Consider the following 22170-nt stretch of genomic DNA (forward strand, 5'->3'; position numbering starts at 1 on the left):
GATGAACCGCCGGGCATTCGTCACAATGAGTTGTCTCGCATAAACCGGGCCGAGCGCGTCAAGTAGCAACATGGAGGCATCGTATGGCAGCATTTGTCGACCATCCGGCGATCTTGTTTCTGGTGCTCTTCGCCTTGCTCCTTGTCGCCGTGGCGTTTGGGGTCTACGTCATGCGGCGCTTCGCTCCGCTACGCGATGACGAAAGAGACGATTTCAATGCCGTCCAGGGCGCTACATTTACGCTGCTCGCGCTACTGATCGGCTTTAGTATCTCCATGGCGGTGAACCGCTATGACCAGCGAAAGAACCTTGAAGAAGCCGAGGCCAATGCTATCGGCACCCAGTTTGCGAGGGCGGATCTGGCGGAGCCACAGATCCGAGATTCAATGAGAGGAGCGTTGGTCCAGTACACACGGTTGAGATTAGCGGAGTATCAGACGCGCGACCCCGAGGCGCGAAAACGTCTTGACGGTGAAATCGCGAACCTTCAATCCAAACTGTGGCAGCAGGCAGCGCAGGTTGCGAAGATGCAGCCAACGCCTATCGGATCGCTCGTCGTTGCAGGGATGAATGACGTGCTGAATTCGCAGGACTATTCGGAGGCAGCGAGAATCAACCATATCCCAGTCGGAGCATGGGTACTGATGATCTTGATCGCAGTGTTCGGATGCGCCGTGCAAGGTTATGGCGCAAGGGGACAACGCCGCGCGGCACTGCTCATGACCATCTTGCCTGTGACGATATCGTTGTCTCTTGCCTTCATTGCTGACATAGATAGCCCTCGTGGAGGAATTATTCGGGTTCAACCACAAAACCTCACCCGCCTCCTTCAATCGTTGGAAAAGTAAGTCGTTCGCCGAGCGAACAGTTCTTACGGACGACCGCAAAGAGCAGCGCCACTCACGCTGGGGGCGAGTTCGTTCCACGCGATCGGTTGACATAACGCCGTCATAGCATCGACACAGCGTTATTTATTAGGAATGCTTATCTTGCTTTGTCGGCCTCGGTGACTCTGCCTCGCTTGGCAACTCGGCTGCGAGTTTTCGTGCCTCGACGCGAAGTTCGTTGGGCAGTGGGGACGCCCTTTGGCTGCGAATGAAGTGTTCGAGCCGTTCAATCGCCGTTGTCAGGTCTTTCAGTCTGATCGCGCTTAACTGGTAGTCGTGCAGGGCTAGGATTTGTTCCAGCAGCGATGCTGTCCGCGCGTCGACGAACCAGGCTTGGTCCTCTTTTCGTTTCGACAATGAGGCGTTCATTCCGAATTCGGCGCCCGCGAACACTTGCAGTGGTAGGGCGCCGAAGCCCATTTCCTGTAGGTGATACGCGATGTACAAGGCGCGCAACAGTTCGTTGAACTGGTACGAATTTCCGTTACCTTGCTGACGGCAGGCCGCTAGCGCGAGATGGAACTGGAGCGACATCTTCTTTGTTGTTGCCGCAGGCAGGGGCAACAACATCGAGCGAGTCATCGGACGACGGGAACCGGCCGGCTTGCCCGGCGTTCGTGTTGTTTGGTTGGCGCTGCGAGGCATGGAAAAGCCGGTAGAAAAGCGGAGAATTTCTGGCATGGGAATTTTAACGCAGCGACGCTCGCGAGCGGCTGCGTCTGCGCAGCTCTTCCAAGCAGATAGCCCGCGTTATCGACTCGCGGCGCGGCTGGCGGCATGCGGATTTTTCGAAAATCGTCGAAGCGTCGACCTCACGCAGCATCGAGCAGGGTAACTTGGCCGTGGGTCAGATGAACAAAGTCACGCAGCAGAAAGCTGCACTTGTCGAACAGGCATCCGGGACGGCGCACGCACTGGCGGAGCAGGCAGGTTAGCCTCAAGCGCGTCCGGCGCAAAACGGGGGACGATACTGCGGAAGTCGTCTCTGCCTGTCCTTCTAACAGCGCAGAACGGGTTGTTGATTTACACGGCTACGCGATGCTTCCGGATGAGTTGAATAGCCACCGCAGCGGTGCAGGCAACCGCAACAGCGCTGACGAGGAAAACGGCGCGAAGGCCGGCGTGGCCGCCCACCCACCCCAGAGCGGGACGGCCTACGGCCATCGCGACATCAAGAAAAACGGTGTAGACGCCCATCCCCATGCCGCGGTTTTTGGGCGTGATCCCGCGGACCGCTTCGACGCCTAGCCCCGGATAGACGAGTGAATAGCCGAAGCCTGCAAGAGCCGCCCCGGCGGAGGCGAGTAACGTGGTGTTCGCCAACCACATGAGCAGCAACCCTGCCGCCTGAACGATGACAAATATCGCAGCAACTCGCGCCCCTCCAAACCGGTCAGGAAGGTGCCCTGCCGTCGCGCGTGCTGTTGAGCTCCGTTAATTTTGCTACTGGGTGCACTAAATCCGCTAATGCAGGATAGTTCAGGCAAGTTGAGGACGTCTGCGGGGTATGTGCTCAAAGGCATGAGCAATCGTCCGCATTACATGGCAGCGGCGCATTCTTGTCTAAAGTCGTGCGACTGTTGTCCTGTGCGCCTTCGATGTTGCGACTTCGGAGCCCAGCCAGGTTCGTTACCAGCGAATTGCGGCTATGTATATAATTTTCACAAAGGGCTTCGAAAGTCGTACGGAGTGCGTATGGTCTAGCATTCGCCTAGACAACGTCCGCTTGCGTGCGAGCTTTATCGACCAATCTGCGGTAGCTTAATAAGCGCACCGGACCGGGGTATTAGCGGGATCAGCGCGCGCATTAAGGAGAAACGTTGCGCCGCGGCAACGGCATTTCGCAAGTCCGAAATCACAGCAATACTCATTAAATCAATGAGTTGCCGGGTCTTTTCCATTAGCGCTATTAGCACACATGGGTAGCAGAATTAATGCACCTCAACAGATGCGTCCCGCCATGCGCAGCGGCATAGTCGGCGAGCCGAACAGCGTCGATTTTGAGAGTTATATTTTCAGTCTTCCAACCGGATGGGAGCGTCCCGTCCAAAAGTCGCTGAATCAATTCGAGGTCGCCCTCGAAGTCATAGCACAGAATCGGCTTTGGCTTAGACGGGCACGCCCGCAACCACGCGCGAAGTTCATCACGTAACTGCAAAAATGGCATGGAGCGGCCAGGCGGGTGACCAAGTTGGGGTAGTACAGTAGCGCGAACGAAATCGCTGCAATGCACTCGATCGAAATCCGAGCATTCGGCATAAAACTCGCGTCGATCCTCGCCAACGATCGCTATGCTGATCAACTGACGGACGTCGAAGTCGGTGAACTCAGTATCGAGAAAATAGCGGATCTTCCACGGGTTTCGAGATATGCGGCTGCTTGAGGTTGCCGGCGAGTTCATTAGCATTTCGTTCGCGGTAGGGACTTCTCGGGCACCGTTCGCAAAACAGAAGCTCGGTCTAGAGCATCGGCTTCTGCGGCAATTGATTTGCTCGACCTTGCGATCTGCTGCAGGTGTTTCTTGGGTACACCTGCATAAGCTCGAAGTCAGTCGCAGTCGAGTCGCTGGATAAAAACAAACGTCTACCACGCGGTGTCACGACCAGGACGACGGTACGTTGCTCGTCGTGAGAAATCCACAATTCAGAAACCGGGTTGGACGTCCATGGCGGGCTGTCGGAGGTAGTCGGTGCCATCAAAACGCCGCCGAGGATCGTCGGTCCAGGCGTAGCGAACGCCGCAGCTATGTCGGCAGGCGCGGCGATCATGTCGAAGATGGTTTCTCCACCACACTCGGCCGCCATACTCTCATCCCGGTACCGGATTACGAGCCAGCAATTCTCTTTCGAAATCCAGCCGCATCGATAATGAACGAACTCCCGTGGCAATTCTTGAACGTCAGGCAATCGAACGATGTTTGAGCTGGCGGCCTCAAAAGCGAAGTGCAACACTTATCTCGTATAAGGTGTTGCAATGCCCGACAAAACTACTTCATACCAGCAGCTTCAACCTGAAGAACGCCTCGCCATCGCAAGCCTACGACTGCAGGACGTGAGCATTCGGGCCATGGCCCGAATGCTCGGGCGCTCGCCGTCGACCGTGAGCCGTGAACTGACGCGCAACAGCTCTCCTGCTGGCTACGCATCCGTGCCAGCTCAAGCACTTTGCGCCGCCCGCCGTAGCGCTGGGCGCGGCCCGGCCAAGCTTTGCACGCAAGGCGTTCGCTGGCGGGTTGTGCTCACGTTGCTGGACTGGAAGTGGTCTCCCCAGCAGATATCGGGCACACTTAGGCGAATGTATCCGACCGACCCAACCCAGCACGTATCGCATGAAACCATCTACACGGCTATCTACGCTCAGCCGCGTGGCGAATTGCGCCGCCAGTTGATTGCCTGCCTGCGCCACGGCCACAGCACCCGTATGTCCCGCACGCGCGGTACAGACCGACGCGGGCAGATTCCCGACATGGTCAGTATCCACGTGCGACCGCCTGAAATCGAAGACCGCCTGCTGCCTGGTCACTGGGAAGGTGACTTTATCAAAGGCGCTGGGAACCAATCCTCCGTTGGCGTACTGGTTGAGCGCACCAGCCGCCTGGTGTTGCTTGCCAAGATGGAGGATGCTACCGCCGCCTCAGCTCTGGCGGGCTTCTCGGCCAAACTCAATTCGATTCCCGAACCCCTGCGCCAGAGCTTCACCTATGACCAGGGCAAGGAACTCGCGCGCCATCAGGAACTCGCTGCGGCCACCGGCGTGCGCGTGTACTTCTGCGACCCCCATAGCCCCTGGCAACGCGGCACATGTGAAAACACCAACGGGTTGCTTCGTCAATATTTGCCCAAGGGAACCGACCTCTCGGTCTACACGCAGGACGAACTCGATGCTATCGCCGACAGTTTGAACAACCGGCCGCGCGCAACTCACGCGTTTCATTCACCGTTCGAGGTCTTCGCCGCCACGCTCGCCTCAGCAAGCCAACCTCAAGGCGCTAAGCATTAACCCCCCTTGTTGCACTTCGGCTTGAAACCGCCGCTCGAAATCACAGTACCTCCGCGAAGGACTAGCTGTCTACGGCAAGTCAGACATCGTAGAATATTCCCAATATGTTAGGAAGACCCCGGCATTCGAGCGCTGAAAATCCTCCCAATATGTTAGGAGGATCCCTCGAACACAAGGTCGCGTTAGGAAAAGTGCTTCGGCGCTTTCTGAAAGCGCGGGATTAAGCCAAGAGCAGTTGACGCTTGAAGCCGGCGTACGCCGTACATACGTCAGCCTGATCGCGGCAAGAGCGCGTGGTTTTTGATGCAAGAAGCTGGTCACAAAGCATGCCTGTTTCTTGATCGCTCACGCTCGTATGCAGCCTCTCTCCCCGTATCCCACAAATCCTCGCCACGAAGAGCGCTCAAGGCGATCGAATACGGCCAACGCCAGCGATACTCGCACCACGCATCTAACCGACTAACGCAGTCACTTCTTCCAACTCACTGTCAGTAAAAACAGCACCCGTGATAACTCTCGTTATCAACGGTGCGGTTTTTGGGAAAGCGCGGAGAAGGATTTTCACTGGTGAAAATGGCTGTCGAGCCGTCGTAGGTGTCCTACGCTAGGCGGCCAGCAACAACGAAACGCCGCGGCTGGTTTGCCAGTGCGACGCGAGCACTAGACAGCCAGTCGGCAGGTAGTTTCAGCGCATGTTTGTCTTCGTGAAACTGCGCGCGACGCAGGCCGCTCGCGCGACTCGGGACTTACCCACATGGTTGTCCCCATTTTCTGTGGATAAATAGACACGCTTCCCCAGGACAGCCTCAAAAAGTGTTTTTGACGTCGAGCAGGAAAGTGGACTTTTTCCGGCCTCGAATGGATGTCATCCACCGTACGCTTCGGGGAAGAAGGAGGCTGACGATCAGCAAAGCATCCGCTGCGCATCAGTTTTTCCGGTACACGCCGATAATGCGATCGGAGCGTTTCCTCGTCCTGATGTTGCCGGTTTTCCTGGCGACCACGGCCGAGCAAACGCGAATGACGTGGCCGCTGCTTGTTGATTCGACACGCGGGGCGTCTCTGATCGACCATTTTCCGCGGTCGGTCTACGTGCATCGGAGATAACAACGAATGAGGGAAGCATGACATTAGACGAGAACATTGACTTGCTGCGTAACCTGCAAAAGGCCGGTGCCCACCTTGCCCGCCTGACGGGATATATGACGATCGGCGTACAACCGAGCCGCGAAAATCTCTTGAACGCGCAACGCTGGTTTGAGGCAGCGTCCGCTGAAGTGGAGGTGATGCTGCACGCAATCGAGACCGACAAAGCCTGAACCATAGACCCTCTGCTATTTTTGACGCCGGAAGCGCGAGCCGGAAAGTCCAAGTCAAGTGACCCGAAGTTCGCATAGTTCAAAATTAAGTGAACCAGCAGTTCGAAGTTGAACGACCTCGGCGTTCGGAAAGCCTCCGCCTTAGCTGTAGCAGACGTTTCGAGGTGCCTGAATCCCGACATGGGCAGCGGTGACGCGTCCGGCTACCCACCGCGACGCGGCATCGTCCTTGGATTTTTGGGAAGGGCGGTGACGGGGATTTTCACTGGTGAAAATGGGCCAGCCACAGCGTCCAGTCCAACTACTCACCACGACGCGGCATCGTTCTTGGATTTTTGGGAAGGGCGGTGGCGGGGATTTTCACTAGTGAAAATGGGCCGGACACAGCGTCCGAGCTACCCACCCCGACGCGGCATCGTCCTTGCGCTGTCTCTGTTACACCTGCATGCCGCAGGGAAACGGGAGGCGATCATGAACGAAGACCAAGTGAAGGGCGTCGGAGAGAAGGTCAAAGGCAAGATCAACGAAGGCGTCGGGAAGATGACGAACGATCCCGCGCAAGAAGCGAAGGGCGACGCCCAACAGGTCGAAGGCCAAGTGCGCAAGGACCTCGGCGATGCCAAGGAGGATCTGAAGGACGTCACTGACGATACGGCGAAGCCGTAACTCGATCAGCGTTTAGCGCCGAGCTACCTCAGCGGCCTGGCCCGCGACGGCCTTCAGCACCCGCCTTGCGCGGCGCTTTCATTTGCTACCCTTCCGGGGAGCCCGCCGCGTTTCCTGTAGAAGGAGCTGAATGGAACACGACATAGACGAGACCGTTACCTTACGGATCTACCGCGCACCCTCGGGTCAATGGGCTGGCCGCATCTTCGCCGGAGAGGAGGAGATCGGCGCGGTTGCCGGGTGTGAGAGTCCGGCGGCAGTAGAGCAAGCGGCGCGGGAAACCGGCGTGTTTCCGAATCATGTCGAGGTGTATTAGCCGCGGTGGCCTGCGCTCGCCACGCCTTCGGCTTCTGGCGCGCTATCTCCCGCGACGGCGCCCGCGTGTTTTCGCCGGCCGGCCCACCGACGCATCGTGTAGTTGCCCATCTCGATACGAAACATGTAATTCAGCGCCCACCTTCAGATCCGCGAGCTTCGTCAGTGGGGCGCGCGGGTGCGCCACCGTCTCTCCGCCACCGGACGTCTGAAACACCGTATCTCGACGCAGCGCGATGATCCGACCGTCGTACTGGCCGTGCGCAGTGTTGGGCGGTACCGCTGCATCGGGCGCCTTCCCATACGCCGCGTCCAGTTGCCGATCGACCAGAACGAACCGCTGGCAGGCGTCAATGTCGCGCTCACTGACGCCCGCCTGCCTGAACGCCTCCGGCCAGCGCGACAACACCACCAGCATATGCTCGACTTCGGCATTCGCCTCCGCGCTCGTGAGCATGAAGCGGCCGGCGTGCGACAGCGCGTTTTCAATCGAGGGCTCGTGCGCCTGAGCGCCCACGATCAATTGCTGATAGCCGATGCCCTGAAGCTGAGGCTGCAGGTCGTAGGCGGGCGAGAGTTTCCACTTGCCGTTGTCATTCAAAAACGCATGGTTCTTCTCATGATCGTCCGTGTTCTCCATCAACACGTTGAAGACCATACGCCGGAACAGCTGCCGACTGTCCACTCGCGGATCCGGCGAGAAACGCCGGGCGACTTCCGCGACATCGCCATAGGCGACGTTCTCAATGTCATGACCTTCGGCTACGAGTAGCGTCTTCGCGCTCGCGAAGTGCCGCCGTGCGCCGGAGCGATCACGGTCGAAGCGCTCGACTATCAGCACGCTTTTGCCGCGCAGCGCCACCAGCCGGGAATCGGGCACTTCAATGCCACAAGCTTGCGCAAGACGCAGCGACGCGTGCTCGACGGCGCTGACGTCGACCTCATCGCCCTCGGCTGGGAACTTCGCGATCCAGTACCGGCCTTCGTCCTGAATGATGGCCTTGGGGCGCGCTCCACCGACGCTTCGACCAGGTTGGAGGAGTCGTCGCAACCGTTCATCGATCGGTAGATGGGCCTCGATCGCATGGGCGGCACTGACCAACGCTTCAAGATCGGCGGCATAGAATGCCTGATCCTTGGGCGTTTCGTAGTTCTCGGCTGACCACGAGAAACCCAGCGCACCGATGCGGTCCTCGCCGGCGAGCGCCAGATAATCAATCGGCGATTTGCGTTCCGGCCGGAAGGCCGTATCGATCACGCGTCGTCCCCATCGGTCGGGGCCGGCGTCCTCGAAAATCGGATGCAGGTCGAGCCCTTTCTCCGGCTCAAAGGCACCCGAGCGCAGCGGCAAGTCCGGCGACAACGGGAAGGCTCGCCGGTCACTCAGCCAGCTCTCAGCGTACGAAAACAAGCATCGGCGCCCGCCGATTAGATCGAGCGCCCCACAGTGCTGGGGCGCCAATTCGCCAGGCGGATAAATCCAGATGTGCAGCTCAGTCTTCATTTCTTGCTTTTTCGGCCCGTCAGATTTCGCAGTTCAAGCATGAGCGCAGTTTCGTCAGCGACGGGATCGGCAATCGCGCCGAGGAACTGGACGCGCCCGATGAGCCACAGCGCCGATGCGACGACGCCAATCGAAACGGTCGGATCGCCTTTTTCCATTTTCTGAAGCGTCGGCACCGACACCTGCATCCGTTCCGCGAACGAAGCTAGCGACTCCCCTCGGCGCTTGCGGGCGATGCGAAGGTTTGTCCCCAAAGTCGCCAGCGCTCGCGCAGCGGGCGTCGGGAGCATATCAACCGCTGTTGCGCGACGTGGCATAAAGAATAAGATCAAATATTGGCAATTCATGAAGCTATTTTTTATATTATGCTATCGGCAGGGAGTGATCAACAACAATGAATCGCGTGAAGCTCAGTTTCTTGCGGATTGCAACGGCCGAGCACCGTGATCGCTCCTGCAATCGACCGAGCGGTATTTAGGTTGCGACGATTTTCACTGGTGAAAATTCTCACGGTCGAGAAGACCGGCCGGTAACCTTTCTTGCTTGTCTGCCAGCGGCCCATTGGTGGAAGAGAACGTGTTGAACGAAGTGTGTTTTCCTCATACGATCACGCTTCCGCAGTCGGACACTGATCTTGTTGGCGCATTCGCAGCGCTCGGTGGGTGTCTAACGTTTCTGCGATGCAATTCCGTCCAACTTAAGCGGCAGAAAAAATCTATGGTCACCCCCGTTTTTGCAACCCCTGATTTTTGACGTTGTGGTTGGCTTGCTTAAATCTATCCGGCGTCGTTGTGGGGAAATCTCCCCGCGCCACGATGAGAGTCGCGCCTGACGATCCTGAAAAGTCCATCGGCTTCAAGAGCCAATTTTTTTGGCAGGTTGTTCGTCAGGCCGATGTACCGTTCACGTCATCAAATTTCAGGCTATCGCAAAACCAGATGGGTAGACTTCGGTAAAGCAGGAAGCGGGCGCGGCTGTTCAGGCAGGCATGGCGGCCGAGCCCGCATCGAATGTCGAATGATGGGTCGCCAGCGCCCACGCGGTGCGCGCCAGCTTGTTGGCGAGAGCGCAGGCCACCACGTTCGGGTGTCGCCGCGTCAGCATCGCGCGGACCCAGTCGGCCAATCGGCCGGCGTGCTTATCGAGCCGCTGCATGTACGATCTTGCACCCAGGACCAGCAGTCTGCGCAGGTTTTTGTCACCTCTCTTGCTGATGCCCAGCAGGTTGGACTTACCGCCGGTGCTGTACTGGCGCGGCACCAACCCGATCGAGGCGGCGAAGTCCCGGCTACAGCCGTATTGCTTGCCATCGCCCATTTCGGCGGCCAGCACGCTCGCCGTGATAGGGCCCACACCTGGGATGCTCAGCAAGCGCTGGCCGAGGTCGTCTGCAGCGAGCTGGCGGCCCAATTCCTTGTCGATCTCGTTGATTTGTTCGCTCAGGTACTTGAAGTGGGCGTGCAGGCGCTCAAGAATGGAAACCAGCGACGGCGGAAGGGAATGCTCGGCGAGTACCGCCGACAAGCGCCTGATCACAGCTTGTCCGATGGGCAGACTGATGCCGAATTCGAGCAGGAATGCGTGCATCTGGTTGCTCGTCTTTACGCGGTCGCGCACCAGCGACTCACGTACTCGGTGCAGGGCAGACAGGGTTTGCTGCGATTCGGTCTTCGGCGTGACAAACCGCATGGCTGGTCGCGACGCCGCCTCGCAGATCGCCTCGGCATCCACGAAATCATTCTTGTTGCTCTTGACGAAGGGGCGCACAAACTGGGGCGAGATGAGCTTGACCTGATGCCCGAACGATGCGAGTTTGCGGGCCATATGATGGGCCCCGGCACACGCTTCCATGACCACGGTGCAGGCGTGAAACGTGGCGAAGAACTCGACCAGTTGCTTGCGGCTTACCTTCTTGCGAAACACGGGTTTACCGTGCTGGTCCTGGCCGTGAAGGTGAAACGAATGTTTGCCCAGATCGATTCCAACCAGCGTCACGTCTTGCATGATGGCCCTCACCAGAGAGAAAGACACCCTACAGCGTAACCCGCTCGTAGGGTGGGGGTGACCATCTCATTAGTCCACATCTTCTCGTCAGGAGACGAGCGTGATCAAAAGCATTTCGATCAGTAAATACAAGAGTTATCATCCGACGACGCCGACGGTCATCAACATCGACACCGCTAAACAAGCGACGTTTATCTACGGGTCAAATGGAGCCGGTAAGTCTGCAATCGGCGAGGTGGTCCATGGTCGTTTCGTCAACGATCCCACTTTCCAACATTGCCATGTGGAAACGACTGGGATGGGTCCTTTTCGCCATCTTGTGTACAACCATGCGTTTGTGGCCCGGGTCATTGGGGAGGCCATGCAGGGCATCTTCACGATTGGCGAGATCGATACGGCGAAGCAAAAAGAAATTGACGCGCGAGAGGTCGAACTCAAAGCTTTGAACGCGCAACTCATCAGTGTCCGCGAAAAGATTGCCACCGCACAGAAATTAGTGAACGTAGAAACCGCCCGGGGAATCGATGAAGTGTGGAAGGGGTATGGCCTCGGTAAAGCGACAAAACTCGCAAAATTGCTTGAGGGCTATGGACGAGACAAGCGAAAGTTCTTCGACGAGCTGAGTCGCTATGCAACTGACAAGGCTGCATCACTTGACTCGATAGAGCGTCTTGAACAGCGCTGGGCAGATGCCTCCAGCGCGGAGAGTAGCAAGAGCTTCCCGCAAGTTGACTTGACTGGCTTTGCTGAGATCGAAGGCGACAGCATTTGGGCTGAGACGATCGAAGTGTCTTCAGCAAGCAATCTCGCGGCCTTAATCGCCCAATTAGGCAACGGAGACTGGGTCGATCAGGGGCGGAAATACCTGAAAGACGAGCAGTGTCCTTTTTGCCAACAAGGCCTGCCTCATGACTTTAAGCTCGAACTAACCAAGTTGCTGGAAGGAAACCGGAAGCAAAAAATCGAGAAAATCGATGCTCTAACGTCAAACTACCTTTTACGACTGGAACGTCTCGAACGCTCCATGAGCGTGGTATTCGAGGAGGCGCTTTCTAAGGGAACAGTGCTCGAGTCCGAATGGAGGGCGCTCCAAGCGAAAAAGAAAGCGAATCTTGCTCTGATGCGTCAAAAACAAGCTCGGCCAGGTCAACCTGTGACGGTCGAGGTTGTCGAGCAAACGGGGTTGCTTTTGACGCTCGCGTCGCTAAAAGAGAAGATAAGCGATTTCAATCAACGCATTCTCGACCGGAACGCAGAACGCACCAAAATAAAAGCAATGTTTTTTCAGGTCATCTGTGCAGATCGCTCAGATGCCTATGCAACCCACACAGCCGCGCTCGCGCCGCTGGCGGCCCAACTCGATGCGGAGACGACAGAAGCAAGAAAGATTGAAGACGGGATCAAGATGAACGGTCTGCTCCTGAAAGAACTTCGTAAGTCTCAGACGGGTGTCGATGCCTCAGTCGAGGCCATCAATGCTTCATTGAGAGACATGGGAATCGTCTCCTTCTGGATTGCCAGAAAAGAAGGGGAGGGCCATCTCTATTGCTTGGCTCGACCAGACGACGCAGACTCCGGAACGCATTCTCTCAGTGAAGGAGAAAAGACGCTCATCTCGTTTCTTTACTTTGTCGAGCTGATAAAGGGTTCGCATGAGGAGACGGGAGCAGTCGACGTCAGCAAGACCATCGTGGTGATCGATGACCCAATTTCCAGTCTGTCGCAGAACTTTATCTACGACGTTGCAACGATTATTCAGCACCAGTTGATCAAGCCTTCTGGCGAGGTTGCCAAGGTGAAGCAGGTGATCGTGCTGACTCACAATCTCTTCTTTTTTCACGAGCTCGTTCATCAACTTTCCGCGAGCAAGCTTGCCAATGCATCGAAAAAATGTCAGATGTTGAGGGTCCACAAGAACGACTATTCCGTCGTGCTACCGCTCGATCCAACAACGTTCATGAACGACTACGACGCATTGTGGCAAGTACTCCGAGACGCAAAAGAAAACCGCGCTCCTATTCAGGTCGTGCCCAACACGATCCGATGCATCCTCGAGCAATTTTTCACGTTCACGACTGGCATCGACGATTTTGACAAAGCGCTCGAGAAAATGACCGCTGAGGATCGGTCTCAAAAATTCAAGGCGCTGCATCGGTTTCTGAACCGAGGGTCGCATAAAGATGGGATTAACGGTCCCCCGATGGACTGGTCGCAATATGACATTGCCTACTATCTTGACAAGCTCCGTGCTCTTCTTACAGCGTGCGGGAACGAACACCACTACGTGAGAAAAATGGGAGAAGTCAAAGAAGAGGCCGTAGCAGGTTGATGCTTCTGACGCTGAAAGCTCTACCGCCACAAGCGAGTCCACGTGGCGGACTACAGTTCCGTTGATAGCCTTGTACTCGAACAAACGCACGAACTTTCCGCAGCTGCCGAAAAAGAAGAAGCCCCAGCTGACAACTTACGCCGGGGCCAACGGCAGCAACCTTCGAACTTCAACTTCAAAAACATACAGCGGTGCTGCGGTGTTTTATTTATTAAAGCCAACGCTGCGTTCCAGCGCCTGCTTGCGATCTCGATACGTCCTGACTTCCGGTAAGGATTGGTAGGTGAGCCGGCTCGTTCAGTCTGTATCGTCTCGGTGCGGCAGCGATCAGCTGCATCACGGAAAGCAGTGTAGCGGCCGATGATCAGGGTCAATTGCTCGAACATGGCGTCTATTCACCCTCTGTCCGGTGGTTGACGCCTCTAGCGTCCTTCGCGGCGTGACAAGAGCTGGGCGTTGTCAGTCGCAATGGGGCGTGTCCGTCGTCCTCCACGTCTGAGGGCGACTTCCAAACTACGAAAAGCGACATCTCGATGGGCCTCGCCGCCGCTATCGTGGCTATCGTTCCGGTGCGCTTGGGACAACGGGAGTGGACCTTAAGCCTGCCCTTGGGGGCTAGAGCTTGAGTGGAAGCATTGTTGGTACTGTTTTACTAATTCTTAATTCGTGGCTCTCCCTCAGTACTTGTCCCAACGAGATACTGCTTGCAGCGGCGTACTTTTTCGCTATACAGTCTGGTATACCAGCAATGAACTCTAGCGAACCAGCGTAGAGTTGGATCTTTCAACCGGCATCTCTTGGAACGACCGGGGCACGCATGCCATTGCCACAACGTGTACTGGCGTGCAGGTGTCTTTCGAACGGCTGGTTTGTCTCAAGCCACGACTCTTTAACGTGCTTCGCCCTTCGCGTACCAAAGCGATCAAGGGAAGTATTGCTCTGCCCTTAATGCTTATGCGGCAAGGGAATGGGCGTCCGGCTCAGTTGCAACAGACTATCGTCGGTTGAACTGCTGCTATGGAATCGAACGCTGCGGCGCGGACGTCGCCGGCAACCGGGTTTAGCAGGTGAACTTTGACAGTGGCCTCACTTATTGCGCAACCTTACGTACGCCATAAGACCGTTAGTATTCCATACTACATTATCGTTACTTCGTGCCGATTGATTTGCGGAATTCGAGGACCGGTAACTTTATACGAGCCTTGCCTAGTCCGCGGCCGGGCGCTAAGGAATCTCAATGGATCACTCCATTCTCGCGTCGACCAGGCCACCGCGCCTGGTGTTATCCGGCATCAGCAAGCAATATCCGTCGGTCAAGGCGAACGACGGCGTGAACCTCGTCGTCATGCCGGGTGAAATCCACGCCGTGCTCGGCGAAAACGGCGCGGGCAAGTCCACGCTGATGAAGATCATCTACGGCGCTGTGCGGCCCGACGAAGGCGAGATCCGCTGGCAGGGCGAAGCCGTTGAGATTGGCAGCCCGGCCGCCGCGCGCAAGCTCGGCATCGGCATGGTGTTTCAGCACTTTTCGCTGTTCGAGACGTTGACGGTGGCGGAGAACATCGCGCTCGCGCTCGACGATAGATTCGACATGAAGGCGCTCGGCAATCGCATCCGCGAAGTGTCCAAGGATTACGGGCTCGATGTCGATCCGCAGCGCCACGTGCATAGCCTCACGGTCGGCGAGCGGCAGCGCGTGGAGATCGTGCGATGCCTGTTGCAGAATCCGCGGCTGCTCATCATGGATGAGCCGACTTCCGTGCTCACGCCGCAGGCGGTTCAGAAGCTCTTCCTGACGCTGCGCCGGCTCGCGTCGGAAGGCTGCAGCATTCTCTACATCAGCCACAAGCTCGACGAAATCCAATCGCTTTGCGAGAACGCCACCGTGATGCGTGGCGGACGGGTAACCGGCAACGTCGATCCACGTCGGGAAACGCATGCATCGCTCGCGCAGTTGATGGTCGGCCATTCGCTGCCCGATTACACGCGCCGCGAGCACCGGCCGGGCGAGGTGCGCCTGGCGGTGACGAATCTGTCGGTCGCGAGCCCCGATCCGTTCGGCACGTCGCTCGACAACGTCTCGTTCTCCGTGCATGCAGGCGAGATTTTCGGCATCGCGGGCGTGTCGGGGAACGGTCAGGCAGAGTTGCTCGCGGCGCTGTCGGGCGAAATCCGCGACAAGCACGTCGCAGCCGATGCCATCTCGATCTGCGGCAAGCCCGCCGCGCGTTTCACAGCGGGCGGCCGCCGGCGCCGGGGCTTCGCGTTCGTGCCCGAGGAACGGCTGGGACGCGGCGCGGTGCCCGCGATGTCGCTCGCCGATAACGGCCTGCTCACCGCGCATCGCGAAAATCTGGTGCGCGGCGGCTGGATCAAATCGAACGCGGTGAAGGCGTTCGCGGACCGCTGCATCCAGTTGTTCGACGTGCGCTGCGGCGGCAGTCATTCGCTCGCGCAAAGCCTGTCGGGCGGCAACTTGCAGAAGTTCATCGTCGGACGAGAGATCCTTCAGGAGCCGAAGGTGCTCGTCGTCGCTCAACCGACCTGGGGAGTCGATGTCGGCGCGGCGGGCTTCATCCGTCAGCAACTGCTCGATTTGTCGGCGCGCGGCGTCGCGATCCTCGTCATTTCCGAAGAGCTCGAAGAACTGTTCGACATTTGCGACTGGCTCGCCGTGATCGCGCGCGGCAAGCTCTCGCCAGTGCGCAAGACGAGCGAAACCAACGCGGAAGAAATTGGGCTCTTCATGGCCGGTCTCTTTGAAGGGAAGCGCCAGAGAGCGGTCGAAATTGATACCGTCTGAACGAGAACACAATGACTATTTTCCCCTACCGACTCGAAGCGCGCTCGACACCGTCGAGCCTCATGCAACTCGCCGTGCCGGTTATGGCCACCGTCGCGACGCTTGTCATCGGCTTTCTGATTTTCAGTCTAGTCGGCCAAGACCCGTTGCGCGCGATGAACGCGTTTTTCATCGAGCCGCTCTCTAGCATCAACGGCTGGTCCGAGCTCGTGCTCAAGGCGTCGCCGCTTTGCCTGATCGCGCTCGGGCTCGCGCTCGGGTATCGCGCGAACGTTTGGAACATTGGTGCGGAAGGACAGATGCTGCTCGGCGGAATCTTCGCGAGCGGCATCGCGATTCATGCGGGCGACGCATCGGGCTGGTGGACGCTGCCGCTGATGATGCTGGGTGGCATGGTTGGCGGCATGATCTGGGCGGCGATTCCCGCGCTGCTCAAGAGCCGCTTTAACACGAATGAAATCCTGACGAGCCTGATGCTTACCTATGTGGCGACGCAATTGCTGATCTATCTCGTCAGTGGCCCGTGGCGCGACCCGGAGGGCATGAACTTCCCGATCTCGGCGATGTTCGTCGACGCCGCCTTGTTCCCGCGCCTCTACGGCGACTGGCACTGGACGTGGCTCAAGGGCACGCGCATCAACGCGTCGGTGTTTCTGACGGCGATCGCGATTCCGTTCGTGTGGATCTTCATGCGCAAGAGCTTCGCGGGCTTCCGGATGAACGTCGGCGGTCTTGCGCCGCTCGCCGCGCGCTATGCCGGTTTCTCCGACAAGAAGACGATCTGGACGTCGCTGCTGCTCTCCGGCGGTCTCGCAGGGCTCGCCGGCATGGGCGAAGTGGCAGGGCCGATCGGCCAGCTTCAGGCGGGCTGGTCGCCGGGCTATGGCTTCACCGCGATCATCGTCGTGTTCGTCGGGCGGTTGCATCCGGTCGGCATCGTGCTCGCAAGTCTGCTGATGGCGCTGCTCTATCTCGGTGGTGAAGCAGTGCAGACCACGCTGCAATTGCCGCAAGCGCTCGCGGGCGTGTTTCAGGGCTTGCTGCTCTTCTGTCTGCTCGGCTGCGATCTTTTCGTGAATTACCGCGTCACGCGCCGCGCGATCGCGCATCACGCCGCATAAGAGGACAAGAACATGGACATCAATCAAGCTAGCAATCTCACGTCGAGCGCTGTCATCGCCGCCATTCCGTTGATGTACGCCGGCGCGGGCGAACTCGTCGCTGAGAAGTCGGGCGTGCTCAACCTCGGCGTCGAAGGCATGATGTTGATGGGCGCGGTTACGGGCTACGCCGTCACCGTGATCACCGGCAATCCGTGGCTCGGCATCGTCGCGTCGATGTTCGCCGGGCTCGCGATGGCGCTGCTCTTTGGCTTTCTCACCATCACGATGCTCGCGAATCAAGTCGCGACGGGTTTGTCGCTGACCATCTTCGGCATCGGTTTTTCGGCCTATGTCGGCAAGCCGTACACGTCGGCGGCGATGCGCTCCACCATCGACGTGCTGCCGGTTCCCGGCCTTTCATCGATTCCCGTGCTCGGCCCGGCGATCTTCTCGTTGACGCCGCTCGGTTATCTCGCGTTCATCATGTTCGCTGTGATCGGCTGGTTTCTCTACAAGACGCGCGCGGGGCTCGTGCTGCGTTCGGTCGGCGAATCGCCTTCGGTCGCGCATTCCGTGGGCTTTCCGGTCATTGGCGTGCGCTATGGCGCGACGCTGTTCGGCGGTGCAATGGCGGGCCTCGCCGGTGGCTACTATTCGATCATCTATCTACACATCTGGCAGGAGCAACTGACTTCAGGCCGCGGCTGGATCGCGCTCGCGCTCGTCGTATTTGCGACGTGGCGGCCGGGGCGGTTGCTCATCGGCGCGCTCTTGTTCGGCGCGGTGATGGCGCTGCAGTTCTACGCGCAGGCCATCGGCGTCCCTGTGCCGACACAGTTCCTCGCGATGCTGCCGTATCTAGCGACCATCGTCGTGCTGGTGCTCATCTCGCGCAACCAGAACACGATCAAGCTCAACGCGCCGGCCTCGCTCGGCAAGCGCTTCTTTGCGATGAATTGATAATTGCCACAGAGGCCGTGCAATGGGCTTCGGCGTCATCGCACGGAGCACCCGATCGGCAGCGTGGCTGTGTGCGTGCGCGGCGCGCCGGCAGAAGGCAAGGGCATCGCGACATCGCGTGCCCTCGTGAGCTGGCCGCGAAAGCACCGGGTAACCCTCCAGCTCGCCGCTTGTAGATACGCGTTGGTTGGATCAGATGGCCGTTCTGGCAACGTTTCATTTCCGAGACGGTAGGTTTCGTAAATAGAACGAACTACAAACGACCGCTGCTTAGTATCGTAATCGGCATATACAAGCCATTCGCGTTTCATACCTTGTCGTAGTTTATTGGAGCGGCCTACCCTGAATCCAATAAGCAAAAGCAAAGCTCGGTCAACTGCAACGCTGCTTGTTACGCCGGGCAATCCCTAAAGTTCATCGGGCTTGTACTGGAGAAGACATGCACAGCAACATGATTGCCGCGATAATTACGCGCAGATGGCAACTCGCCCAGGGCTACCACGCGGTTGAAGTCGAAACTAAATATCGTTCGAAAGTTCCGCCGTTCGAAGACGGAGCAATCGTCGACCTTACCCCGAGCCACGGATGTCGCGCCGTGCGCTCTCATCCGCTGTGGCACCTTCCTTCCCGAGAGGATGCATTTGTCGTGGGTGTTAGGCAGGCCTCGGACGCCCAAGCGGCGCATGACGCCGACTTTATGTGGAATCGAGGCGACGAATTCTACATTGGCATGCCTCGAAACACCGAGATAGCGATGGACTCCAACTCCCGGTACATCCTGTTCTCTGCGGGGCTTGGAGTAACCGCAATTGCTGGCATTGCCAAACGACTTGCTGCCGCCGGCAAGCCATTCGAGATTCACAACTTCGCACGAACTCTTGAGCGGACGGTCTTTCGGGAAGAACTTGATTCACTTAGCGCGTACGGCCAAGTGCATCACAGAATCGGACTCAAGGAAGAAGAAATTGAGCGTGCTACATCGTTCGCGGTGAGCCCCACGCACGCGGACTCGCAGATCATACTTAGTGGGCCGCCATTGTTCATGAGGCAAATCGAGCGGCAGGCGCGCGAGTGGGTCTACCCATCGAACATCCACAAAATAGTGCTCGGCGATAAGGGAGTTCGAAGGTGAGTCTCGCGGCGGTCGGCATGCGTAAGCGGTTCATTGGTAAAGCGAGCGTCGCCCGCTCCTGATCGGAGGACGGATCGACGCTGGTGCTGCCATTGAAGGTCGACTTCCGTACGATAGTGACGTCGGGCAGGTGACAGACGTCTATCGAGCTATGGTGCCACCCGGAATCCCCAAAAATTGTCGACTGGGAGCCTGTGGACTTAGAGTGAAGTGTTGCCGATGGAAGGGACATCAGTGAAGATGCCTCCTTCCGCCCCGCCTATCCAAAGATGGCGCGTAGAACTTGCGTTGCTCGGTAGCGTGGGAACTGCCCGGCATTTCATAATCATTAGAGGAAGTCGAAGAGCTGCTGCGCCGGTACGCGTGTCAATCGTCCGCGATTCGCGCTTCTTCGAAACCCGTCCCGCATGCGGACCTTACCTTCGATGCAACCCAAGCAACACGAAGCGGGTCCTTGGTCGCATAGGTCGACGTTTGAAAATACTGGATGGTCGGCAAGTCCGCTTCCAGCGTCGCGGTATGAAGCGGCAGGAGTGTGGCGTAATACGCCGCGAACTTTCGGCTCGTGGTAAATAGAAGATCTGACCGCTGTAGAAGGTGCGGAATCACATCGGCGAAGGGCAGGGTAACGGAGTTACGACGCCGTATCCCGCAGTCTTGAAGAATCTGATCGAAGGTGGATCGTCGACTCCAGAGGTGTGAATTCAGCGCGACATGCTCGGACCGCTTATATTGAGCGCGCGTCAAACTTTCATGGCGGGCGAGCGGATGCCTCTTGCTCATCATACAAACGATGTCATCGGTTCCGACTAATTCATGCCCGGCAGGCGCCGCGCCGAAACCACTCACGATTGCGGTATCCAACCTGCCGGCGTCGAGTTCGACGAAAACGTCGAACGAGATCATCGAACGGAACTCTATCGAAATGCGCTCGGAGCTCGCGAGAACTTCTGCAGTAATGACCGGAATGAGGAAGGTTGAGATTTCATCAACGCATGAAACAGTGCATTTGCGCGGTACTATTACTTCCGACCTTCCTATCGAACGTGCAGTCATAAGATCGACGCACTCGCCGATAGTGGCCAGCGAAGGCATCATTTCCTGTGCGCGTTCGGTGGGAACCAGTCGTGACTTTCCGCGAACGAGAAGCGGGTCTCCATATAGGTTTCGAAGTCGTGCTAAAGCCGCGCTGACGGATGATTGTGACATGTTGAGCTGTACCGAGGCGCGCGTGACACTTTGCTCCTTCAAAATTGTATTCAGAATCGTAAAAAGATGAAGGCTGATCCGCTCTTGGTTCTGGCACTCGTCGTAACGATTCGTCATGGGCATAAACTTCCCTGCGCAGCCGGGCATAACGCTTAAAGACGGCTACCGTGTTTAGAATCCACGGTAGCCGCTGAAGGAATGGACTTATTGGAGCGACCAACGGCAGCGAGCGTCTCAGAGGGCTCGCTCGACATCGGGCATCACTTCCATGAGTAGTTCGGTCGCGCCACCGTGAGCGTGTTCTTCACGGAGATGACGCCAGGCACCTCCCTCGCGACCTTGCCGGCGAGGTCAATTTGTTCCTGATTTTTCACGCTGCCCTGGAGCGTTACTTCCCCGTTTTTCGCACGCACCGCAATGTCGTAAGCAGTCAGCCCCTTTGTCTTCTTCAGGGCTGCCTTTACTCGGCGACGTAGAGTGCCATTGCTAACCTGCGCCGACGAAGCGCCGGTCGCCTCCTGCGTCGCGCTTCCGGGTTGGTTTGGTTGGGCTGGCGCATTAACTGCCCAAGCCAATACCGCCGCGCTCAGCGTCATTCGGACAATTTCGTTTAACTTCATATCTCTTTCTCCTCTGTCGGTTCTCGTACATTCCTATCGGGAGCGGCCAGCGCGCTCTTCTGTCCTATTGGAGAGGCCAGCGCGCTCGCTCATCTCATTGAATCACCATCACATGAGGCTTGCAAAGCGAACGCTTTCGTCGACTCAGCCTTCAACCGCAGGTCGAAGACTTGCGTGCTTCCCGAGACATCCGACTGAGCAAGGCTCGCGGAGACTGGTCAAGGCGCCAGCTTCCCCTGAACGCCTTCGACGAACCAATTCATGCTGCCGACTTGTTCCGGAGACAGCGTTTTTCCAGATTCCACGCGAACCTTGCCGGAATCGTCTTTGATTGGCCCGGCGAACGGGTCAAGGCGGCCGCTTTTCAAACCGTCTCGCGCGTCGCTCGTTACTTTCTGCGCGCGTTCAGGAACGATGGTCGTGTTGACATGGGTGAGGTCCACCATGCCTTCCTTGACACCCCAATACACCGGCTTGTTCGTCCACGTTCCGTGCTGAATCTCGTCGATGACCTTGACGTAGTACAAACCCCAGTTGTACTCGACGGCACCCAGTTGAGCCTTGGGACCCCAGCTACTCATGTCGGCGTCGAAGCCGAAGGCGTACACCTTATGCTCCTCTGCGACAGACATCATCGCGGTTGAGTCAGTGTTCTGAGTAAGCACATCCGCACCGAGGCCGACCAACGTCTCCGCAGCTTGCTTTTCCTTGCCTGGGTCCCACCAACTGCTAATCCATACAACCTTGACCACCGTGTTAGGTGCGACGGAACGCGCCCCTAAGGCGAAGGCATTGATGTTACGCACAACCTCAGGAATTGGCATCGACCCAATGAAGCCCAAGACGTGCGATTTAGACATCTGACCCGCAAGAACACCGGCGAGATATTCGGCTTCATACACGCGCCCATTGTACGTTCCGAGGTTTGGCGCACTCTTATAGCCGGAGCTGTTGAGGAAAACCGTGTCAGGATAGTCCTTAGCTACTTGCAACATCGGGTTCATATAGCCGAAGGCCGTACCGAAAATGACCTTGTCGCCTTGGGATGCGCGGTTACGGAAGACGCGAGCGGCGTCCGCGCTCTCCGGAACGTTCTCAACCCGCGTGATTTTGACTTGGTTGCCGTATTTCTTCTCCGCCTCCTGGATGCCGATCTCGTGGGACCGAGTCCAGCCTCCGTCGCCGGGATTGCCGAAGTAGATGACGGAGACGTTCAAGGGTGCGCTTGCTGCGTGCGATGCAGTCGACAGTGTCAGAAGCGGAAGAGCGAGCAGTGCTAACGCGGTGCGATACAGCGCACCTCGGTATTTGTTCAACATG

The 22170-nt window shown here is 57.7% G+C and carries 19 protein-coding genes and 1 pseudogene; 10 read left to right on the forward strand and 10 right to left on the reverse strand.

Going from position 1 to position 22170, the window contains the following annotated elements:
- Nucleotides 1–83: 83 nt before the first annotated feature.
- Entirely contained in the window at nucleotides 84–848 is a 765-nt protein-coding gene (locus AWB79_RS25140; protein WP_061170150.1) for a bestrophin-like domain, read from the forward strand.
- Between the two features lie 126 nt (nucleotides 849–974).
- On the opposite strand, the gene AWB79_RS25145 is transcribed toward AWB79_RS25140, so the two are convergent.
- The 4 genes and pseudogenes from AWB79_RS25145 to AWB79_RS25160 form a co-directional block, all read right to left on the reverse strand.
- Entirely contained in the window at nucleotides 975–1568 is a 594-nt protein-coding gene (locus AWB79_RS25145; protein WP_157695844.1) for a hypothetical protein, read from the reverse strand.
- Between the two features lie 342 nt (nucleotides 1569–1910).
- Nucleotides 1911–2288 (reverse strand): annotated as a pseudogene (locus AWB79_RS25150) (MFS transporter); the annotation flags it as partial.
- Between the two features lie 508 nt (nucleotides 2289–2796).
- Nucleotides 2797–3288, reverse strand: coding sequence for a hypothetical protein (locus AWB79_RS25155; RefSeq protein WP_061170219.1), 492 nt, complete (start codon nucleotides 3286–3288; stop codon nucleotides 2797–2799).
- Nucleotides 3289–3346: 58 nt separating this feature from the next.
- Nucleotides 3347–3838 (reverse strand): hypothetical protein, encoded by a 492-nt coding sequence (locus AWB79_RS25160; protein ID WP_061170153.1) that lies wholly within the window; start codon nucleotides 3836–3838, stop codon nucleotides 3347–3349.
- A 22-nt stretch (nucleotides 3839–3860) separates the two neighbouring features.
- On the opposite strand from AWB79_RS25160, the gene AWB79_RS25165 reads away from it, so the two are divergent.
- The 4 genes from AWB79_RS25165 to AWB79_RS25185 all read left to right on the forward strand — a co-directional run bounded on the left by AWB79_RS25165 (nucleotide 3861) and on the right by AWB79_RS25185 (nucleotide 7187).
- Entirely contained in the window at nucleotides 3861–4886 is a 1026-nt protein-coding gene (locus AWB79_RS25165) for an IS30 family transposase (RefSeq protein WP_061170154.1), read from the forward strand.
- A gap of 1124 nt (nucleotides 4887–6010) precedes the next feature.
- The gene (locus tag AWB79_RS25175; protein ID WP_061170156.1) at nucleotides 6011–6205 is read left to right on the forward strand and encodes a hypothetical protein; all 195 of its coding nucleotides are present in this window, start codon (nucleotides 6011–6013) and stop codon (nucleotides 6203–6205) included.
- A 471-nt stretch (nucleotides 6206–6676) separates the two neighbouring features.
- Nucleotides 6677–6871, forward strand: a complete 195-nt coding sequence (locus tag AWB79_RS25180) for a CsbD family protein (protein WP_061170157.1) — start codon at nucleotides 6677–6679, stop codon at nucleotides 6869–6871.
- Nucleotides 6872–7001: 130 nt separating this feature from the next.
- The gene (locus AWB79_RS25185) at nucleotides 7002–7187 is read left to right on the forward strand and encodes a hypothetical protein (protein ID WP_061170158.1); all 186 of its coding nucleotides are present in this window, start codon (nucleotides 7002–7004) and stop codon (nucleotides 7185–7187) included.
- Nucleotides 7188–7229: 42 nt separating this feature from the next.
- Here AWB79_RS25185 and AWB79_RS25190 read toward each other — a convergent pair whose 3' ends face one another.
- The 3 genes from AWB79_RS25190 to AWB79_RS25200 all read right to left on the reverse strand — a co-directional run bounded on the left by AWB79_RS25190 (nucleotide 7230) and on the right by AWB79_RS25200 (nucleotide 10694).
- Nucleotides 7230–8690 carry a type II toxin-antitoxin system HipA family toxin gene (locus AWB79_RS25190; RefSeq protein WP_074169425.1) on the reverse strand — a complete coding sequence of 487 codons (1461 nt, stop codon included), beginning with the start codon at nucleotides 8688–8690 and terminating at the stop codon, nucleotides 7230–7232.
- On the reverse strand, nucleotides 8687–9037 hold the full coding sequence (locus tag AWB79_RS25195) for a helix-turn-helix domain-containing protein (protein ID WP_232471005.1): 351 nt from the start codon (nucleotides 9035–9037) through the stop codon (nucleotides 8687–8689). The genes AWB79_RS25190 and AWB79_RS25195 overlap by 4 nt, the downstream gene beginning before the upstream one ends.
- A gap of 631 nt (nucleotides 9038–9668) precedes the next feature.
- The gene (locus AWB79_RS25200; RefSeq protein WP_061170160.1) at nucleotides 9669–10694 is read right to left on the reverse strand and encodes an IS110 family RNA-guided transposase; all 1026 of its coding nucleotides are present in this window, start codon (nucleotides 10692–10694) and stop codon (nucleotides 9669–9671) included.
- A 100-nt stretch (nucleotides 10695–10794) separates the two neighbouring features.
- Here AWB79_RS25200 and AWB79_RS25205 point away from each other — a divergent pair, with 100 nt between their 5' ends.
- From AWB79_RS25205 to AWB79_RS25225, 5 genes are all read left to right on the forward strand, one after another.
- Entirely contained in the window at nucleotides 10795–13023 is a 2229-nt protein-coding gene (locus AWB79_RS25205; protein ID WP_061170161.1) for an AAA family ATPase, read from the forward strand.
- 1237 nt (nucleotides 13024–14260) lie between these two features.
- Complete coding sequence (locus tag AWB79_RS25210) at nucleotides 14261–15826, forward strand: ABC transporter ATP-binding protein (RefSeq protein WP_061170162.1); 1566 nt, start codon at nucleotides 14261–14263, stop codon at nucleotides 15824–15826.
- A gap of 11 nt (nucleotides 15827–15837) precedes the next feature.
- The gene (locus tag AWB79_RS25215; RefSeq protein ID WP_061170163.1) at nucleotides 15838–16947 is read left to right on the forward strand and encodes an ABC transporter permease; all 1110 of its coding nucleotides are present in this window, start codon (nucleotides 15838–15840) and stop codon (nucleotides 16945–16947) included.
- Nucleotides 16948–16959: 12 nt separating this feature from the next.
- On the forward strand, nucleotides 16960–17889 hold the full coding sequence (locus AWB79_RS25220; protein ID WP_061170164.1) for an ABC transporter permease: 930 nt from the start codon (nucleotides 16960–16962) through the stop codon (nucleotides 17887–17889).
- Nucleotides 17890–18328: 439 nt separating this feature from the next.
- Nucleotides 18329–19021 (forward strand): ferredoxin reductase domain-containing protein, encoded by a 693-nt coding sequence (locus AWB79_RS25225; RefSeq protein WP_061170165.1) that lies wholly within the window; start codon nucleotides 18329–18331, stop codon nucleotides 19019–19021.
- Nucleotides 19022–19387: 366 nt separating this feature from the next.
- Here AWB79_RS25225 and AWB79_RS25230 read toward each other — a convergent pair whose 3' ends face one another.
- From AWB79_RS25230 to AWB79_RS25240, 3 genes are all read right to left on the reverse strand, one after another.
- Complete coding sequence (locus AWB79_RS25230) at nucleotides 19388–20347, reverse strand: LysR family transcriptional regulator (protein WP_198399098.1); 960 nt, start codon at nucleotides 20345–20347, stop codon at nucleotides 19388–19390.
- A 143-nt stretch (nucleotides 20348–20490) separates the two neighbouring features.
- Nucleotides 20491–20850 carry a BON domain-containing protein gene (locus tag AWB79_RS25235; RefSeq protein ID WP_063963539.1) on the reverse strand — a complete coding sequence of 120 codons (360 nt, stop codon included), beginning with the start codon at nucleotides 20848–20850 and terminating at the stop codon, nucleotides 20491–20493.
- Between the two features lie 218 nt (nucleotides 20851–21068).
- On the reverse strand, nucleotides 21069–22169 hold the full coding sequence (locus tag AWB79_RS25240; RefSeq protein ID WP_061170220.1) for a BMP family ABC transporter substrate-binding protein: 1101 nt from the start codon (nucleotides 22167–22169) through the stop codon (nucleotides 21069–21071).
- Between the last annotated feature and the right edge of the window lies 1 nt (nucleotide 22170).

This window comes from Caballeronia hypogeia (genome assembly GCF_001544875.2).
Classification (GTDB): Bacteria; Pseudomonadota; Gammaproteobacteria; order Burkholderiales; family Burkholderiaceae; genus Caballeronia; species Caballeronia hypogeia.

Bases quoted from the DNA above. Each gene is read 5' to 3' on its own strand.
- AWB79_RS25140 (WP_061170150.1), top strand. From the start codon at position 84: ATGGCAGCATTTGTCGACCATCCGGCGATCTTGTTTCTGGTGCTCTTC.
- AWB79_RS25145 (WP_157695844.1), bottom strand. From the start codon at position 1,568: ATGCCAGAAATTCTCCGCTTTTCTACCGGCTTTTCCATGCCTCGCAGC.
- AWB79_RS25155 (WP_061170219.1), bottom strand. From the start codon at position 3,288: ATGAACTCGCCGGCAACCTCAAGCAGCCGCATATCTCGAAACCCGTGG.
- AWB79_RS25165 (WP_061170154.1), top strand. From the start codon at position 3,861: ATGCCCGACAAAACTACTTCATACCAGCAGCTTCAACCTGAAGAACGC.
- AWB79_RS25175 (WP_061170156.1), top strand. From the start codon at position 6,011: ATGACATTAGACGAGAACATTGACTTGCTGCGTAACCTGCAAAAGGCC.
- AWB79_RS25180 (WP_061170157.1), top strand. From the start codon at position 6,677: ATGAACGAAGACCAAGTGAAGGGCGTCGGAGAGAAGGTCAAAGGCAAG.
- AWB79_RS25185 (WP_061170158.1), top strand. From the start codon at position 7,002: ATGGAACACGACATAGACGAGACCGTTACCTTACGGATCTACCGCGCA.
- AWB79_RS25190 (WP_074169425.1), bottom strand. From the start codon at position 8,690: ATGAAGACTGAGCTGCACATCTGGATTTATCCGCCTGGCGAATTGGCG.
- AWB79_RS25195 (WP_232471005.1), bottom strand. From the start codon at position 9,037: ATGAATTGCCAATATTTGATCTTATTCTTTATGCCACGTCGCGCAACA.
- AWB79_RS25200 (WP_061170160.1), bottom strand. From the start codon at position 10,694: ATGCAAGACGTGACGCTGGTTGGAATCGATCTGGGCAAACATTCGTTT.
- AWB79_RS25210 (WP_061170162.1), top strand. From the start codon at position 14,261: ATGGATCACTCCATTCTCGCGTCGACCAGGCCACCGCGCCTGGTGTTA.
- AWB79_RS25215 (WP_061170163.1), top strand. From the start codon at position 15,838: ATGACTATTTTCCCCTACCGACTCGAAGCGCGCTCGACACCGTCGAGC.
- AWB79_RS25220 (WP_061170164.1), top strand. From the start codon at position 16,960: ATGGACATCAATCAAGCTAGCAATCTCACGTCGAGCGCTGTCATCGCC.
- AWB79_RS25225 (WP_061170165.1), top strand. From the start codon at position 18,329: ATGCACAGCAACATGATTGCCGCGATAATTACGCGCAGATGGCAACTC.
- AWB79_RS25230 (WP_198399098.1), bottom strand. From the start codon at position 20,347: ATGACGAATCGTTACGACGAGTGCCAGAACCAAGAGCGGATCAGCCTT.
- AWB79_RS25235 (WP_063963539.1), bottom strand. From the start codon at position 20,850: ATGAAGTTAAACGAAATTGTCCGAATGACGCTGAGCGCGGCGGTATTG.
- AWB79_RS25240 (WP_061170220.1), bottom strand. From the start codon at position 22,169: ATGTTGAACAAATACCGAGGTGCGCTGTATCGCACCGCGTTAGCACTG.